Annotated in this window: 15 protein-coding genes; 4 read left to right on the forward strand and 11 right to left on the reverse strand. The window is 64.0% G+C overall.

Features of this window, described 5'->3' with window-relative positions; all coding sequences use genetic code 11:
- Positions 1-2: 2 nt before the first annotated feature.
- Positions 3-242, reverse strand: coding sequence for a zf-HC2 domain-containing protein (locus GMOLON4_RS05810; RefSeq protein ID WP_026935565.1), 240 nt, complete (start codon positions 240-242; stop codon positions 3-5).
- Positions 239-853: a sigma-70 family RNA polymerase sigma factor gene (locus GMOLON4_RS05815; protein ID WP_026935564.1), complete on the reverse strand. Its 615-nt coding sequence runs from the start codon at positions 851-853 to the stop codon at positions 239-241. Before GMOLON4_RS05815 ends, GMOLON4_RS05810 begins: the two co-directional genes overlap by 4 nt.
- Positions 854-943: 90 nt before the next feature.
- Between GMOLON4_RS05815 and aroA the strand changes: the two genes are divergently transcribed.
- Positions 944-2389 carry a 3-phosphoshikimate 1-carboxyvinyltransferase gene (aroA, locus tag GMOLON4_RS05820; RefSeq protein ID WP_026935563.1) on the forward strand — a complete coding sequence of 482 codons (1446 nt, stop codon included), beginning with the start codon at positions 944-946 and terminating at the stop codon, positions 2387-2389.
- 15 nt (positions 2390-2404) lie between these two features.
- Entirely contained in the window at positions 2405-3499 is a 1095-nt protein-coding gene (rsgA, locus tag GMOLON4_RS05825; RefSeq protein WP_051265765.1) for a ribosome small subunit-dependent GTPase A, read from the forward strand.
- A gap of 28 nt (positions 3500-3527) precedes the next feature.
- Here rsgA and GMOLON4_RS05830 read toward each other — a convergent pair whose 3' ends face one another.
- The 4 genes from GMOLON4_RS05830 to GMOLON4_RS05845 all read right to left on the reverse strand — a co-directional run bounded on the left by GMOLON4_RS05830 (position 3528) and on the right by GMOLON4_RS05845 (position 8006).
- The gene (locus GMOLON4_RS05830; protein WP_026935562.1) at positions 3528-4505 is read right to left on the reverse strand and encodes an ABC transporter substrate-binding protein; all 978 of its coding nucleotides are present in this window, start codon (positions 4503-4505) and stop codon (positions 3528-3530) included.
- A gap of 29 nt (positions 4506-4534) precedes the next feature.
- Positions 4535-5371: an amino acid ABC transporter ATP-binding protein gene (locus GMOLON4_RS05835; protein WP_084147249.1), complete on the reverse strand. Its 837-nt coding sequence runs from the start codon at positions 5369-5371 to the stop codon at positions 4535-4537.
- A 9-nt stretch (positions 5372-5380) separates the two neighbouring features.
- Positions 5381-7102 carry an ABC transporter permease subunit gene (locus GMOLON4_RS05840; protein WP_084147248.1) on the reverse strand — a complete coding sequence of 574 codons (1722 nt, stop codon included), beginning with the start codon at positions 7100-7102 and terminating at the stop codon, positions 5381-5383.
- A gap of 337 nt (positions 7103-7439) precedes the next feature.
- Complete coding sequence (locus tag GMOLON4_RS05845) at positions 7440-8006, reverse strand: GNAT family N-acetyltransferase (RefSeq protein WP_051265762.1); 567 nt, start codon at positions 8004-8006, stop codon at positions 7440-7442.
- Between the two features lie 135 nt (positions 8007-8141).
- Here GMOLON4_RS05845 and GMOLON4_RS05850 point away from each other — a divergent pair, with 135 nt between their 5' ends.
- Positions 8142-8963 carry an inositol monophosphatase family protein gene (locus GMOLON4_RS05850; protein WP_026935560.1) on the forward strand — a complete coding sequence of 274 codons (822 nt, stop codon included), beginning with the start codon at positions 8142-8144 and terminating at the stop codon, positions 8961-8963.
- A gap of 2 nt (positions 8964-8965) precedes the next feature.
- On the opposite strand, the gene GMOLON4_RS05855 is transcribed toward GMOLON4_RS05850, so the two are convergent.
- From GMOLON4_RS05855 to GMOLON4_RS05865, 3 genes are all read right to left on the reverse strand, one after another.
- The gene (locus GMOLON4_RS05855) at positions 8966-10795 is read right to left on the reverse strand and encodes an AMP-dependent synthetase/ligase (RefSeq protein WP_051265759.1); all 1830 of its coding nucleotides are present in this window, start codon (positions 10793-10795) and stop codon (positions 8966-8968) included.
- A 234-nt stretch (positions 10796-11029) separates the two neighbouring features.
- Positions 11030-11626, reverse strand: coding sequence for a hypothetical protein (locus GMOLON4_RS05860; RefSeq protein ID WP_181244089.1), 597 nt, complete (start codon positions 11624-11626; stop codon positions 11030-11032).
- 181 nt (positions 11627-11807) lie between these two features.
- A complete protein-coding gene (locus tag GMOLON4_RS05865) occupies positions 11808-12284 on the reverse strand; it encodes a 3'-5' exonuclease (RefSeq protein WP_146137436.1) in 477 nt (158 codons plus the stop codon).
- 63 nt (positions 12285-12347) lie between these two features.
- On the opposite strand from GMOLON4_RS05865, the gene GMOLON4_RS05870 reads away from it, so the two are divergent.
- On the forward strand, positions 12348-12632 hold the full coding sequence (locus tag GMOLON4_RS05870; RefSeq protein WP_026935557.1) for a type II toxin-antitoxin system Phd/YefM family antitoxin: 285 nt from the start codon (positions 12348-12350) through the stop codon (positions 12630-12632).
- On the opposite strand, the gene GMOLON4_RS05875 is transcribed toward GMOLON4_RS05870, so the two are convergent.
- Both GMOLON4_RS05875 and GMOLON4_RS05880 read right to left on the reverse strand, forming a co-directional pair.
- Entirely contained in the window at positions 12623-12949 is a 327-nt protein-coding gene (locus GMOLON4_RS05875; RefSeq protein WP_026935556.1) for a hypothetical protein, read from the reverse strand. The two genes, GMOLON4_RS05870 and GMOLON4_RS05875, sit on opposite strands and share 10 nt — an antisense overlap.
- A gap of 586 nt (positions 12950-13535) precedes the next feature.
- On the reverse strand, positions 13536-14213 hold the full coding sequence (locus GMOLON4_RS05880) for a hypothetical protein (RefSeq protein WP_026935554.1): 678 nt from the start codon (positions 14211-14213) through the stop codon (positions 13536-13538).
- Positions 14214-14249 lie beyond the last annotated feature (36 nt).

Below are 14249 nucleotides of genomic sequence, written 5' to 3' on the forward strand. Positions count from 1 at the left end.
GGCTAGTGACTGGTCGCACGCAGGGCTATGCGAACCCGCTCGTGCAGATCAGTGGGCGCAGCCTCGCTATTGCACGTGCGTCGCACGACCTCGGTCAGAACCGTGTGGATGTGTGCTTCGCTCGAGCACTCCTCGCACCCCTTGAGGTGCTCTTCAATTTCGGCCCGGAAGTCCGCGGCAACTTCGTTGCGCAGATAGTCCTCGAGTCCGTCCTTGGCTTTATCGCAACCGCAGTCGCTCACTTGTCTTCCTCCTTCTCGACTCCGATGCCGTACTCGGTCGCGTAGTCCTGCAGCTTTTCGCGCAGGAGCTTGCGACCACGGTGTAGGCGACTCATCACTGTGCCCACCGGGGTGTCCATAATTTCGGCAATTTCCTTGTAGGAGAACCCCTGTACGTCCGCGAGCAGCACGACCATCCGGAACTCGTCCGAGAGGTCGGCCAGCGCATCCTTCACCGCATCCGACGGAAGGTTGTCGAACGCCTCGGCCTCGGCAGAGCGGGCAGACGAGTCGGCGGTGTATGAAGTCGCGCCGCCCAGCTGCCAGTCCTCGAGGTCCTCCAGCGCGTTCGGATACGGTTCGCGCTGTGCCTTGCGGTACTGATTGATGTACAGGTTGGTCTGGATGCGATACAACCAGGCGCGCAAGTTGGTGCCTTGGCGGAATGACCTAAACGACTGAAAAGCCTTTGTATAGGTCTCCTGCACGAGGTCCTGTGCGTCTGCCGGGTTGCGTGTCATTCGCATCGCGTGACCGTACAGCTGATCGAGGAGCGGCATGGCCTGCTCCTCGAAGAGGGCAGCCAGTTCGTCGTCAGTGTATTCCGCGTTGCGAGTCTCGGAAGCGTTCATCACGCTCGAGTCTACGGCGGTACGCCGCAGAGTACTTACTGGCACTTCACCCTCCGTTCACCCGTGTTCGCCCGGTAAGGTGTGTAACCGATGGAGATCTTCAATTATTCCGGTCCCGACTTCGACATCTACGGCGATCAGCAGTCTGACCCGCTTGTTCTTGACGACGGCCCCTGGCCCGCACCGGTTGCGACCGAGCCGCTCGACGTCGAGGTCGAGGTTCCCGGTTCGAAGTCGATCACCAACCGCGAACTCGTGCTCTCGGCGCTTGCCAACGCTCCCTCCACGCTGCGACACCCGTTGCACGCGCGCGACACGCAGCTCATGAGCGAGGCAGTCCGCCAGCTCGGCGCCACGGTTGACGAGGAAGACGGCGGCGGCCGCTACGGCCCCAACTGGGTCATCACTCCCGCCGAGGAACTCGAGGGCGGCGTCACGATCGACTGCGGCCTCGCCGGCAACGTGATGCGCTTCGTGCCGCCCATGGCCTCGCTCGCGCTCGGCCCAGTGACGTTTGACGGCGACAAGGCCGCCCAGAAGCGCCCCATGTCGGGCACAATCCAGGCCCTGCGCGATCTCGGCGTCGACGTGAACGACGATGGTCGCGGTCGCCTCCCGTTCTCGATGTATGGCACCGGCGCCGTCGAGGGCGGCGAACTCGAGATCGATGCCTCCGCATCCAGCCAGTTCGTCTCGGGGCTCCTGCTTTCCGCCCCGCGTTTCGAAAAGGGCCTCACGCTTCGCCACACCGGCAGCTCGGTGCCGTCGCTCCCCCACATCGAGATGACGCTCGAGTCGCTTCGCAACCGGGGCGTGGATGCGCGGATGATCGACGAGCGCACGTGGGGCGTCGAGCCGGGCCCGATCTCGGGCATCGACATGACGATCGAGCCCGATCTCTCGAATGCCGCGCCGTTTATGCTCGCGACCGTCGTCGCGGGTGGTGAGGTGCGCATCCCGAACTGGCCCGACGAGACGACTCAGGTGGGCGACCTCCTGCGCGAGATTCTGCCGAAGTTTGGCGCCCAGGTGTCGGTGGCTGCGGATGGGCTGCTCACCTGCCGGGTCGAGCGCGGCATCATCCAGGGCGGCTCGTTCGAGGGCTTCACGATGGACTTCGCGGATGCGGGCGGGGAGCTCGTGCCAAACATCGCAGCGGTGTGCGCGTTCGCGTCTTCGGAGAGCCGGCTTACGGGCATCGGCCACCTACGCGGGCACGAGACCGACCGGGTCAAGGCGCTCGCGACCGAGCTCACGGCCGTCGGCTCCGACGTCGACGAGCTCGACGAGGCGTTGGTGATTCGCCCCGCACAGTTGCACGGCGCCGAATGGAAGTGTTACGCGGACCACCGCATGGCCACCTCCGGCGCGCTCGTCGGCCTCGCGGTCGAGGGCATCGCGCTCGACGACGTGCAGAGCACCTCGAAGACGCTGCCGCAATTCGTCGAGCTGTGGGAGGGGATGCTCGCGGGCGACACCTCCGCGCCGGTCGAGGTCGATGCGCCCACGAATGGGTTCCTCACGACCGAGCTCTAGGCCGGGGCGGACTTCATGAGCTGGGAACGCACGGACGCGTACGACCAATACGGCCGGTGGTCGGAAGACGATGTGCGCGTGCGCGCGAACCGGAAGGGATCGCGCCCGCGCACGAAGCAACGTCCCGACCACGAGGATGCGATCGACGGGTTCGTCCTGACGGTCGACCGTGGCCGCTACACCTGCCTCGTTGAGGAGGGCCACAAGAAGCGTGAGCGCACGGTGATTGCGACGACCGCGCGCGAGATGGGGCGGAAATCGGTCGTCGTGGGCGACCGCGTGTCGCTCGTCGGGGATGTGTCGGGCGAGCCCGGAACGCTTGCGCGCATCGTGCGCGTTGCCGAGCGCTCGACACTCCTGCGCCGCTCCGCCGACGACTCGGATCGCGTCGAGCGCATCATCGTCGCGAACGCGGACCAGCTCTGTGTAGTAGTCGCCGCGGCGCAGCCCGAGCCGCGGCCGCGGTTGATCGACCGCTATCTTGTCGCCGCCTACGACGCCGGGATCTCGCCGATCGTGATGATCACGAAGACTGACCTCGCCTCCCCCAAGCCCATTCGCGAGCTCGTCGCATCCCTCGAGGTGCCCGTGTTCGAGTCGGCCCTTGGTTCGGACCCCGACCCTGAGTTCCGCGCGATGCTGACCGATCACATCACCGTGATGGTCGGGCACTCGGGCGTCGGCAAGTCGACGCTCGTGAACGAGCTCGTGCCGAAGGCGGGGCGCGCGACTGGTCACGTCAACGTCGTCACCGGTCGTGGGCGGCATACGTCTTCTTCGTCGGTCGCGCTGCGGGTCGAGGATGCGTCGGGTGCCGATGGCTGGATCATCGACACTCCCGGCGTACGCTCGTTCGGCCTCGGCCACATCGACTCGGATGCGGTGTTCATGGCGTTCCCCGGCATCGCCGAGATTGTCGCGGAGTGCCCGCGCGGCTGCACGCACCGCGCCGATGCGCCCGACTGCGAGCTCGACGAGGCTGTGGCGGACGGCCGACTGGATGCGGTGGGCGCTGCCCGTGTCCCCTCGCTTCGGCGCCTGCTCGGGTCCATGGACCCGGACGACGCGGCGCCGGGTGCGCAGCAGGACGCCGAGCAGCCGCCCGAGTAGGCGGCCGCTCGGCCGGTTGCGCTAACCCCTACGGGCGCGGCAGCCCCGGTGGGTTGAGCAGCGACTCGTCGATCGCCTCATCCTGCAGCGACCAGCGGTCGATGACCTCGCCGTACGCGCCGTCCTCGATCGCCGACTGCAGCACGAGCTGCACCGGCTCAATCAGGCCGTTGCCCTTCGCGGTCGTCACGCCGATGTTCGCGGTGTCGGGCCAACCGCCGTTCAGCGTGCCGACGACCTCGGTCTCACCGGTCTGCGCCGCAGCGAACGCGAGCACCGCGTTGGGCGAGAGCAGTGCATCCACCCGGCCCGAGCTCAGCGCGAGCTGCGCGGCCGCGTTGTCGTCGTAGTAGACGAACTCGACGGGATCGAGGCCCGCGGCGACGTTCTCCTCATCCCACTTCTGCAGGATCGCCTCCTGGTTCGTGCCGGAGCCGACGACGATCTTCAGCCCTGCGACATCCTTCGCCTCGGTGATCGACTCGATCGGGCTGCCCGCCTTCACGGCGAAACCAAGCACATCCTCGCGATAGGTCGCGAAGTCGAAGAGGTCCTTGCGCTCCTCGGTGACGGTCACGTTCGAGATCACGACGTCGTACTTGCCCGACTGCACGCCGAGCGGCCAGTCAGCCCAGGCCACCGCCTCAACGTTCAGCTCGAGCCCGAGACCGTCGGCGACGAGCTGGGCGATGTCCGCCTCGTTGCCGAGCACGAGGTTCGGGTCGTCCTCGGCGGCGAACGACAGCGGCGCCACGTACGGGCTGATCGCGACGGTGAGCTGGCCTTCGTTGATCGGCTCGAAGCCGCTCGCCTCGAGCGCATCCACCGCCTCGGCGACCGGGTCGATGTGGGTGCGCGACTCGACATTGGCCGAGCTGAGGTCGACACCTCCGGTCTCGCTCGTGTCGGAATCCGCCGCCGAGGTCGGGTTGGTGCACGCCGTGAGCGCGAGTCCGGCCGCGGCGAGGAGCGGCAGCACCGCGGTGAGTCGCTTACGAATAGTCATTGAGTTCTCCTGAATTTGGGTTTGAAACGTTAGAGATAGCGCCGCAGGAACTCGCGGGTGCGTTCCTCGCGGGGATTGCCGAGCACCACATCCGGGGTGCCCTGCTCGACGATGCGGCCCTCCGACATAAAGACGACGCGGTCGGCGACCTCACGCGCGAACGAGATCTCGTGCGTGACGACGACGAGGGTGCGGCCCTGCTCGGCGAGTTTCCGGATGACCTGCAGCACCTCTCCCACGAGCTCGGGGTCGAGCGCGGAGGTCGGTTCGTCGAAGAGCATTACGTCCGGGTCGAGCATGAGCGCGCGGGCGATTGCAACCCGCTGCTGCTGACCTCCCGAGAGTTGGCGCGGATACCGATCCGCGAGGTGACCAAGGCCCACACGCTCGAGGAGCTCGAGGCCGCGAGCCCACGCATCCGACTTGCTCGAAAGCTTTCGGGACGTGACCGGAATCGTCACGTTCTCGAGCGCGGTGAGGTGCGGGAACAGGTTGAACTGTTGGAAGACCATTCCGATGCGCAGGCGACGGTTAAGGATCTCGCGCTCGGGTAGCTCGAGCAGCGCATCCCCGCGCTCGGCGTAGCCGATGAACTCGCCGTCGATCGTGATTTCCCCGGAGTTGATTGTCTCGAGGTGGTTGATCGTGCGCAGGAGCGTCGACTTGCCGGATCCCGAGGGTCCGAGCAGCGCGACCACCTCGCCCGGCTCGACGGTGAGGTCAATGCCATGCAGCACCTCGACGTCGCCGTAGGACTTGTGCACCTCGCGGATCTCGACCCGGCCGCGGGGGTTGGTGCGCAGGTTGGGCTGCGTGCCGGCGCTGGTCTGGGTTCTCGTGCTGGTGTGGCTGGCGGTGGTGGTCATGCTGGTCTCCTAGCGGCTCGGGGCGGATGCGAGCGCGGGCTCGGATGCGGCGGGCTCGGATGCGGGGGTCGGCGATGCGGGGGTCGCGGATGCGGTGGGCGGGCCGGATGCGGGAGTCGGCACCGGGTCGGGTCGCCTCGCGGCGAACCAGCGGCGGATGCGCTGCAGCGGCGTCGGCGGCAACTCGCGTTCGTGGCCCTTCGCGTAGTGGCGCTCAATGTAGAACTGCGCGATGTTGAGCGCCGTCGTGATGACCGCGTACCAGGCGACTGTCACGAGCAGCAGCGGGATCACCATCTGATTGCGGTTGTAGATGACTTGCGCGGTGTAGAACAGCTCGGGCAACGCGACGATGAAGACGACCGAGGTTCCCTTGACGAGGCCGATCACCGAGTTGAACGCGTTCGGCACGATCGAGCGCAGCGCTTGCGGCAGCACGATACGGAAGAAGCGGGTCGCGCGCGGCAGGCCCAGCGCACGGGAAGCCTCGAGCTGGCCCTGGTCGACCGAGAGCAGGCCACCGCGGATGATTTCCGCCGAGTATGCGGCCTCGTGGAGCGAGAGGCCGAGGATCGCGGCCGCGAACGCCGAGATGAGCGTGACGGTGTTGAACTCGTAGATCCAGAAGTTGGTGGTGAACGGGGTGCCGAAGCCAAGGGTCGGCCACAGGTACCCCAGGTTGTACCAAACCACGAGCTGCACGACGAGCGGCACCGCGCGGAAGAACCAGATGTAGCCGCTCGCGAAGCTCTGCAAGATCGGCGAGTCCGACATCTTCATCACCGCGAGCACGGCGCCGAGCACGAAGCCGATCACCGCGGAGATTGCCGTCAGCGCGAGCGTGAGGAGCACGCCATCCACGATCGCCTTCGAGAGCACGTACTCGGCGAACACATCCCAGTGCCAGTTCGGGTTTTTGAACAGCGACACCACGAACTGCGCGACGAGGAAGATCGCGATGGCCGCGAAGATCCAGCGCGCGTAGCTTCGGCGGCGGATGACGCGGCGGGCGGGCTTGTGCTCGCGATTCGGTTGGGACTGCGTGGCTTGGTCGGCGACAGGACGCCCGCCGTCGGCCTGGTCGCGGCCGTTTTCCGGAGCATCCTCACCACGGCGCCCGGGCGCTGCTGCCTCTCGAACTGAACCCGACGCATCCGCTTCGGGCCGCTTCATACCGACAAGCTCGTCGAACGACTGGGATACTGGATCGAAACCTGCGGGCAGCGTCGTGCCGTCGACGCCGTCTACGAGCGCCTTCGTGTACGGATGCACCGTGTTGGCACCCGGGCTGAAGTGCGCCGTGTAGCCGTTGCGCTCGTAAAGGCGATCGGCTTCGGGCTGCCGCGGACCGGTCGTGAGATACACCTTGCGATAGCCGAGGTCGCGCGCCGCATCCTCGAGCTTCGCGAGGAGTCGCGAGCCGAGCCGCTCACCCCGGCGATCCGGGTTCGTCCAGATCTTCTTGAATTCGATCGTCTCGGCATCGATGCGTTTGCCGGCACCCGACGCGAGCACCTCATCCCCGTCGAGCAGGATGAGGAACGTGCCGCCCCGCTCTTCGGTGTAGTTCTCGAGCCCCGTGTACACCTCGGCGCGGGAGTTGTGCCCCTCGATGTCGCCGTAGCGGGAGCTGTACTCGCGGACGAGGTCCTCAAGCACCGGCTGGACGCGCGCATCGCTCGGATGCACGATCTCGATTCGCGTCGTCGTGTCGACGTGTGTGTCGCTCATGAGGCCTCCTTGAGTCAGTCGGTTTCGACTTGCAGGAGGCAATTGTTGAGGCTGCGTGGATGCGCGCGCCACTGTGTGACGTCACATTTGCGCGGGTTCCTTCACGGAACGTCAATCGGCGTCACAAAGAGGTTTCGCCCTCGACAAATACGCGCGTTCGCGGGATAAGCGGCTCGCGCCGTCCCGCGCGCAGAAAAAAGTGCACGTACGAGCAACGTCACCGGCGCGTCGCCGCGTGTCGCGCGCATACGTGCACAATTTTCCCGCGGTGCTCGGGGCCGGCGGCGGCTCGCATCCGCAGGGAGGCGCAGCCACCGAATATTACGAATCGCTCGCGCTAGCTGAGCTTGGCGATGCCGTCGAAGTCGGGGGCGGGGCCGCGCACCGACTCGGGCAGCGCATCCGCGTTCGCCTCGGGAACCAGCGCCTTGACGTATGGATGCACGACGAACTCCGAAGCGTCGAAGTGCGGCGTATAGCCGGATCGCTGATACAGCCGATCGGCCTCGGGCTGCCGCGGCCCGGTCATGAGATACACCTTCTCGTAGCCCAACTCGCGCGAAGTCTCCTCGAGCTTGTCGAGCATCCGCCTGGCGAGGCCCTGGCCGCGACGCTCGGGATGCGACCAGATCTTCTTGAACTCTGCCGTCGTATCGTCGAGGCGGCGGATGCCTCCGGTCGCGATCGCGGTGTCGCCGTCGAGCAGTGCGATGAAGGCGCCACGCTCCTCCGGGAAGAATTTCTCGGCGCTGCCGTCGTATACCTCTGCACGAGCGTCGTGGCCATCGATGTCGCCGTAGCGATCGTGATAGTCGCGCACGAGTTCCTCGAGCACAGGAACGAGGCGCTCATCGTGCGGGTCGAGCATTTCGAACCGCTCGGTTGCAGTCGTAGTCGTCGTCAAGATCTCTCCTCGCTGCGTCAGTGGCTTGGTTTGGCGGCCCGGAATTTGGGCACCCCGACGATAACGCACGCGTCTTTGCGAGCATTCCCGGAGCGTTCAGGGTCCCAAAGCGTGTTGGCAGGCGATACTGAGGACATGGCCTACGAACTTCTCCACTCGATCACTGCCGACCTGCGTCTCGCCCGCCAACTCGCCGATATTGCCGACGAGATTTCGATGGACTACTTCAAGCGTCGTGACCTCGGGGTGTACGTGAAGGAGGACCGCACGCACGTCACCGATGGCGACCGCGCGGTCGAGGAGGCGATCCGTGCGAAGCTCGCGCAGGAGCGACCGAGTGACTCGGTGTATGGCGAGGAGTTCGGCACCGAGGGGTCTTCCCGCCGCCAATGGATCATCGACCCGATCGACGGCACCGCGAACTTCATGCGCGGCGTGCCGATCTGGGCCACACTCATCTCGCTCGTGATCGACGGCCGGCCCGAGGTCGGCGTGGTCTCGGCCCCGGCGCTCAACCGCCGCTGGTGGGGTGCGACCGGTCACGGCGCGTACCTCGATGACGACCTCGCCGATTCCGACACCGCGACCGACCGGCGCATCCAGGTCTCGGGCGTGGGTCGCCTCGAGGAGGGCCAATTCAGCTACGGCTCGATGCAGTATTGGCTGCAGGTCGGCAAGCTCGCGCCGATCGTCGAGTTCAACGAGCGGATGTGGCGCTCGCGTGCGATCGGCGACTTCTGGCCCTACATGCTGGTCGCGGAGGGCTCGGTCGAGGTCGCGTGCGAGATCGACCTGCAGCCGTACGACATGGCGGCGCTCGTGCCGATCATCGAGGAGGCCGGCGGCACGTTCACCTCGATCGACGGCAAGGAAGGCCCGTGGCACGGCTCCGTGCTGGCGACCAACGGCATCCTGCACGACGAAGCCCTGGCGATCTTCCGCGCCCATGAGAAGTAGCGTTAACCTTCCCCGTAGAGCTCGACCATCGCATCCTGGAAGTGCTCGAGCACGACGCGGCGGATGACCTTGGTCGAGGCCGAGATCTCCCCCTCGGCCTCCGAGAACGCACGGCGCACAATCGTGAACTTGCGGATCGACTCGGCGCGGGAGACCTTGCGGTTGGCCTGATCGATCGCGGTTTGCAACGCATCCCGAACCTCGGGGCTCACCCGAGCCTGCTCGAGCGACAGGCTCGGCAGGCCGCGGTTCGCGAGCCAGCCCGGGAGCATCCCCTCGTCGAGCGCGATCATCGCGCCGATGAACGGTTTCCCCTCGCCCACGACCATGACCTCGCTGATGAGCGGATGCGAGCGCAGCGCGTTCTCGAGGACGGCGGGCTGCACGTTCTTGCCGCCCGCGGTCACGATGATCTCCTTGCGCCGGCCGGAGATGTGAAGGTAGCCGTCGGCGTCGATGTAACCGAGGTCGCCCGAGTGGAACCAACCCTCGGCGTCGAGCGCCTCCGCCGTCGCTTCAGGGTTGTTGTGGTAGCCGCGGAACACACTCGCGCCGCCGATGAGGATCTCGCCGTCGTCCGCGATGCGCAGCTCGATACCCGGATACGGGGCACCAGCGCTGCCGAGCTTGATGTGCCCGGGCCGGTTCACGGATGCGGGCGCGGTGGTTTCAGTCGCGCCGTAGCCCTCCATCAGCTCGATGCCGAGGCCGCGGAAGAAGTGCGCGTGCCGGTTCGACAGCGCCGCGCCGCCCGAGATCGCGAAGCCGAGCTGCCCGCCCATGAGGTCCAGGATGCGGCCCAGCACGAGTTTGAGCGCGACCGTGCGTCGCCAGGTCTGCAGCGTGCTCGGGCCCTCGGCCGTGTCGAGCGCGAGCGAGTAGGCCTGCACCGCGTTGACCGCCCAGCGGAAAAGCCGTTTCGTGACGCCCGTGCCGGCCTTCGCATCCGCCGAGTTGTAGACCGTTTCGAAGACGCGAGGAACGGCGATGAACCAGGTGGGCCGGAACTCCTGCATGTCGTCGATGAGCTTCTTCGTGTCGGGCGCGTAGCCGATGATCGAGGACGACGCGAGCCCGAGGAACTCCACGAAGCGACCATACGAGTGCGCGAGCGGCAGGAACAGCAGCACGCGCTTCTGCGCGCCGTCCTCCACCGGCGTGACGACGAATCCGAGGCCCGGGTCGCCTGTGCCGTTCTTCACGTGCGCGAGAAGGTTCGCGTGCGTGAGCTCGACGCCTTTGGGGCGCCCGGTGGTGCCAGAGGTATAGCAAATGGTCGCGACGTCGGTGCTTCGCACGGCGGATGCGCGGGTCGAGATGGTCTCGTCATCGACGCCTTGGCCTTCGTTGCGGAGGTCATCGAGCGCGCCGTCGTCGATCACCAGCAGGTGCTCCAGCTGCGTGGTCTCAAGCAGCGGCGCGACCACCCCGTACTGTTCCGCATCCTCGACGAAGATCGTGTGGATGTTCGAGTCGGTCGTCATCCACTCCACCTGGTCCCGGGATGAGGTCTGGTAGATCGGCACGACGACGCCCCCGAGTGAGAGCACCGCGAGGTCGAGGACCGTCCACTCGTAGCGCGTGCGGCACATGATGCCGACGGTGTCGCCGGGTTCGAGGCCGCGCGCAGCAAAGCCCTTCGCCGTTGCTCGGACGTCCTCGTCGAGCTGACGGATGGTGATGGGAGTGAACGGGCCGCCGTCGATGCGTCGCTCCGCGAAGATCGATTCGGGGTTTTCGGCGAGACGCTCCGGGATGAGCATGTTTACGGACATCTCCGGCTTGATGTCGAACGTCGCGGGCGTGCTTGTCTCGCGCAGGGTCTCGGGCATGCGGGTCTCCATTGTTAACAACGTTCTGGACAGACTACTTGTGGGTGCGTGCGGTCTCGCTTTTCGACGGCGCGGTTGACCGAGAAACGCGTGCACGTTGCTCCGGCTACGTGAGCCTCCGTGAAGCTTGAAAGCCGAAGTTGGAGAGCGTAGCCTTGCAAGTGCCTCCCGTTACGACGGATCAGGAAGAAGGTCTTAGAATTCCAGCCGGACGACTGGGTCTAGGACCTTTCGTCATTCCCCTCTTGAACTGGGTGTATTCAGTCGAATACGCAGCGTTTCATTGAACGCTGCCATGTATTCGCCGTCGTCCAAGTACTGCACGTGTACAGTGCCGAGAACTGCATCTGAAATCCAGAGAAGCTGCTCATCACGACCGCGAGCATGATTTATCCTCAGCCTCGGGTCGAGTCCCTGGCCCTGGCCCTGGAGACTCACGATATGCGCCCGATCCAGCTTGTCTTGGTTAGAGCTCCGGCTCTCGAGCGTCGCGCCGAAGATCTGCCGTTCGACCAGCGTGTAGTAAAGAGTTTCAAGGCATTTTCGCCGGTACCGCTCGTCTTGTTTGCGCTGCTCATCTAGGTGAGAAACGACTATGGCATTGACATCAAGATCCGCAACCTGGGAGACGATCTTTCGCCTACGAGAACTCTGTTCATCGCTCCAATGGAGTTTCAACTGTCCCGGTAGCAGCAGCGTTCGTAGTGACTGACGAACTGCGTCAACCGCAGTTACCTCGACAAGCGCCGCGCAGACTAGATACTCCTGCTGTCCGTCAGGCCGCGGACCAGATGATTCGTCAATGAAAGCTCGAATATCACCCGCTGGCATGTGGGCACATTACCGAGTACCTACGACATGACCACGACGATTTACACAGCCCAGTTCGACCGCATGCCAGTCTCGTTCCGAGATCGGTACTCTTTCGAAGCCTGATGCCGACGTTTCGTATTACCCAATGCAACATGATCGAAGTCGCCGATGCGTCATCGGCATTCAAACTTGTCCGTGCTCACCCACCAAGCAACCCCGTAACCTCGCCCTCATACGTCACGATAAGCTCATCCCGCGCTCGGGTCGCCGACACGTAGAGCAGCGCCGTCTCGTGCCTGCGCCGCTCGGCCCGCACCGCCTCGGAGGCACCATTCATCGGCGCCGGGAATCGACCATTCGACATGTCGTACAGCAGCACCCGCGAGAACTCGTGGCCCTTCGACTGGTGCATCGTCATCGTCACGACCGAAACCTTCACGCCCTCGCTCGAAGCCTGCGCGAAACGCGCGGGTATGCCTACGTCCGACAGGAACGTCGCGATCGACTGCGCATCGTCTCGCTTCCGTGCGAGCACCGCCATCGTCAGCGCATCCACGCCGTCATCGATCCAGTGGCGCACGACTGCCTGCACGACATCGATTTGTTGGTGCAGATTGTGCCTTGACGCATCCGCCACGCGACGCTTGTAACCAGATAGCCGCGATGACGTGATCACACCCAATAAATATTGAACCAATTTCTGTGTCACTTTATGTACCAGTTTGGATAAACTGTGCCCATGTCAACAGCCGAAGTGATCACCAGCCACGCTGCCCGCGAGCAGCTACCCAGCACTCTCAAGCGCTTCCGCGAGGAGGGAATCATGGCTGAACCGCTGATCTTCGGACCGCACCGCAAAGCGGAAGCGGTGGTCATTCCGTTCGAGCTGTACGAGAAGTTGATTCCGGCGATTGAGGAGATTGAAATCGCGGAACTCGTTCGTGAACGCTCAAAGGCTGGAGAGCCGACACCGCTTGGCGATCTCGCTGAGTCCATCGGTCTCGATCCCGCCGATTACCGATAGTGGCGGCAGATCAGCGAAAGCGCCGCGAACTGAAGCTCACGGCGCTGCCCGGAGTTCAAGCCGACTTCGATCAGCTCCCGAATGACGCCGTGAGGAAAATGGCCCTCGACCAGCTCGTGCTGATTCGCGATGGCAAAGTCTCCGGAATGCCGTTGGGCGATCATGTCGACACCGGAGACCTGTCCGACTGCTACAAACTGTATTTCGACCCTGACGGCAGCCAGAAGCCTCGATTCAGGCTCGTGTACCGATATACACCGAACGAAATCCAAGCCGTAGCCATCGAGCCCGTTGCGGTCGGGCGGCGGCGTAACCATGAGGTTTACCAGATTACGAGTTCGCGTCTCAGACGACGCTAGCGAGTACGACCCCGTTGGCCGTGTAACGCTTGTGTGACCTACGTTCGAGGAAGTCCGGACCGTATCTTGCAACGCACCGGAACTCCTGATGGGGATGGTCGAGTAAAAGCTGACGATAGCTCAGCTACCCAATTCAGTTCGCGTCAGGTAGAGCATCGGGATCGACGGGCTCATCTTGGAGTCCAAACTCACGTTCAAGTTCTTCCATTGACACGGTAACCTCCGGCTCTTCCCCCAAATTTGCAAATCGATCCACGAAACGTCGTTCCCAGTCCATACTCGGGAGGTCGCCGTTTAACGTCCTCCCCACGATCTCGACACGCATCAATCGGGCGGCCTCGGCGAGTACGCCGCACTCGCCCACTTTGGTGCGTACCCTCATGAGGGTACGCACCAAAGTGGGCGACACGCGGCTCCGTATTGCCTATTTTTGGGCAACGTCATAGACTTGGTAACACGAAGGTGAGGACAAGGTCCCTCATCATGAGTGGAGAGAGTCTGCAGGACGATATGCGCCTGCAGGCTCTTTCGTTTTGACAGAACGCTAGCGTTGCGATGGCCTCCGGTTAAGGACTTCCGAAACTTTGCTGCCGCCCGTGACCCAGTTCGCCACTTCAGTATCGATGCTTCGAACAAGTTGGAACGCTTTCTTGACTTCATCCTGCACGTCGATATTTAGCAAGGGTTCCATATGGGACACCCGATTGCGAAGTTGGTGCAGGCGAGCCACGCGCCAGAACGTAATTTCCCCATCCGGGTCCTCCTCATTGGGGAACGCGTAAGTGAGTGCCTCCCGCCAGAGACGTGCTCGATTCGAGTTGTCCGTACTGTTCCCAGCGCCTGGCTGGTGATTCGGTAATAGGTCTTTCCAAATGCCAAACATCAGTTGGGCCAGGACATCATCATGGGACACGGTTTCGCCGTATCTGCGATGATTGGAATTCCGACGTTCCGCTTCTCGTGTTGCGGCTTCCAATGCCCGCTTCCGCTTGTTCGCTGAGAGACTGCGCAACGGCGCTGCCGGTTCCTCAAGTAGCCAACTACGCCGACCGCCGGTTTCCTTCGTATTCCAGCTCTGAAGTTCCTTGTCCATCGCGTTACGCAGGACAACCTCAGTCACACCAAGAACAGATTGGACCGCGGAAGTAAGCTCTAGGTGCCATTGATAAAGGGCGAGTGCGCGCTTTTCGTTATTGCCCGTAGCGTCGAGGTACGGACGCATACGCGACCGATGCAGAGCATTGATGATTCGCTTTTA

This window comes from Gulosibacter molinativorax, from assembly GCF_003010915.2.
In the GTDB taxonomy this organism is placed as follows: Bacteria; Actinomycetota; Actinomycetes; order Actinomycetales; family Microbacteriaceae; genus Gulosibacter; species Gulosibacter molinativorax.

Excerpts from the sequence above, each read along its gene's own strand:
- GMOLON4_RS05835 (WP_084147249.1), bottom strand. The coding sequence starts at position 5,371 with ATGACCACCACCGCCAGCCACACCAGCACGAGAACCCAGACCAGCGCC.
- GMOLON4_RS05860 (WP_181244089.1), bottom strand. The coding sequence starts at position 11,626 with ATGCCAGCGGGTGATATTCGAGCTTTCATTGACGAATCATCTGGTCCG.
- GMOLON4_RS05870 (WP_026935557.1), top strand. The coding sequence starts at position 12,348 with ATGTCAACAGCCGAAGTGATCACCAGCCACGCTGCCCGCGAGCAGCTA.
- GMOLON4_RS05855 (WP_051265759.1), bottom strand. The coding sequence starts at position 10,795 with ATGCCCGAGACCCTGCGCGAGACAAGCACGCCCGCGACGTTCGACATC.
- GMOLON4_RS05880 (WP_026935554.1), bottom strand. The coding sequence starts at position 14,213 with ATGCGTCCGTACCTCGACGCTACGGGCAATAACGAAAAGCGCGCACTC.
- GMOLON4_RS05830 (WP_026935562.1), bottom strand. The coding sequence starts at position 4,505 with ATGACTATTCGTAAGCGACTCACCGCGGTGCTGCCGCTCCTCGCCGCG.
- GMOLON4_RS05850 (WP_026935560.1), top strand. The coding sequence starts at position 8,142 with ATGGCCTACGAACTTCTCCACTCGATCACTGCCGACCTGCGTCTCGCC.
- GMOLON4_RS05875 (WP_026935556.1), bottom strand. The coding sequence starts at position 12,949 with ATGGTTACGCCGCCGCCCGACCGCAACGGGCTCGATGGCTACGGCTTG.
- GMOLON4_RS05815 (WP_026935564.1), bottom strand. The coding sequence starts at position 853 with ATGAACGCTTCCGAGACTCGCAACGCGGAATACACTGACGACGAACTG.
- GMOLON4_RS05840 (WP_084147248.1), bottom strand. The coding sequence starts at position 7,102 with ATGAGCGACACACACGTCGACACGACGACGCGAATCGAGATCGTGCAT.
- aroA (WP_026935563.1), top strand. The coding sequence starts at position 944 with ATGGAGATCTTCAATTATTCCGGTCCCGACTTCGACATCTACGGCGAT.
- rsgA (WP_051265765.1), top strand. The coding sequence starts at position 2,405 with ATGAGCTGGGAACGCACGGACGCGTACGACCAATACGGCCGGTGGTCG.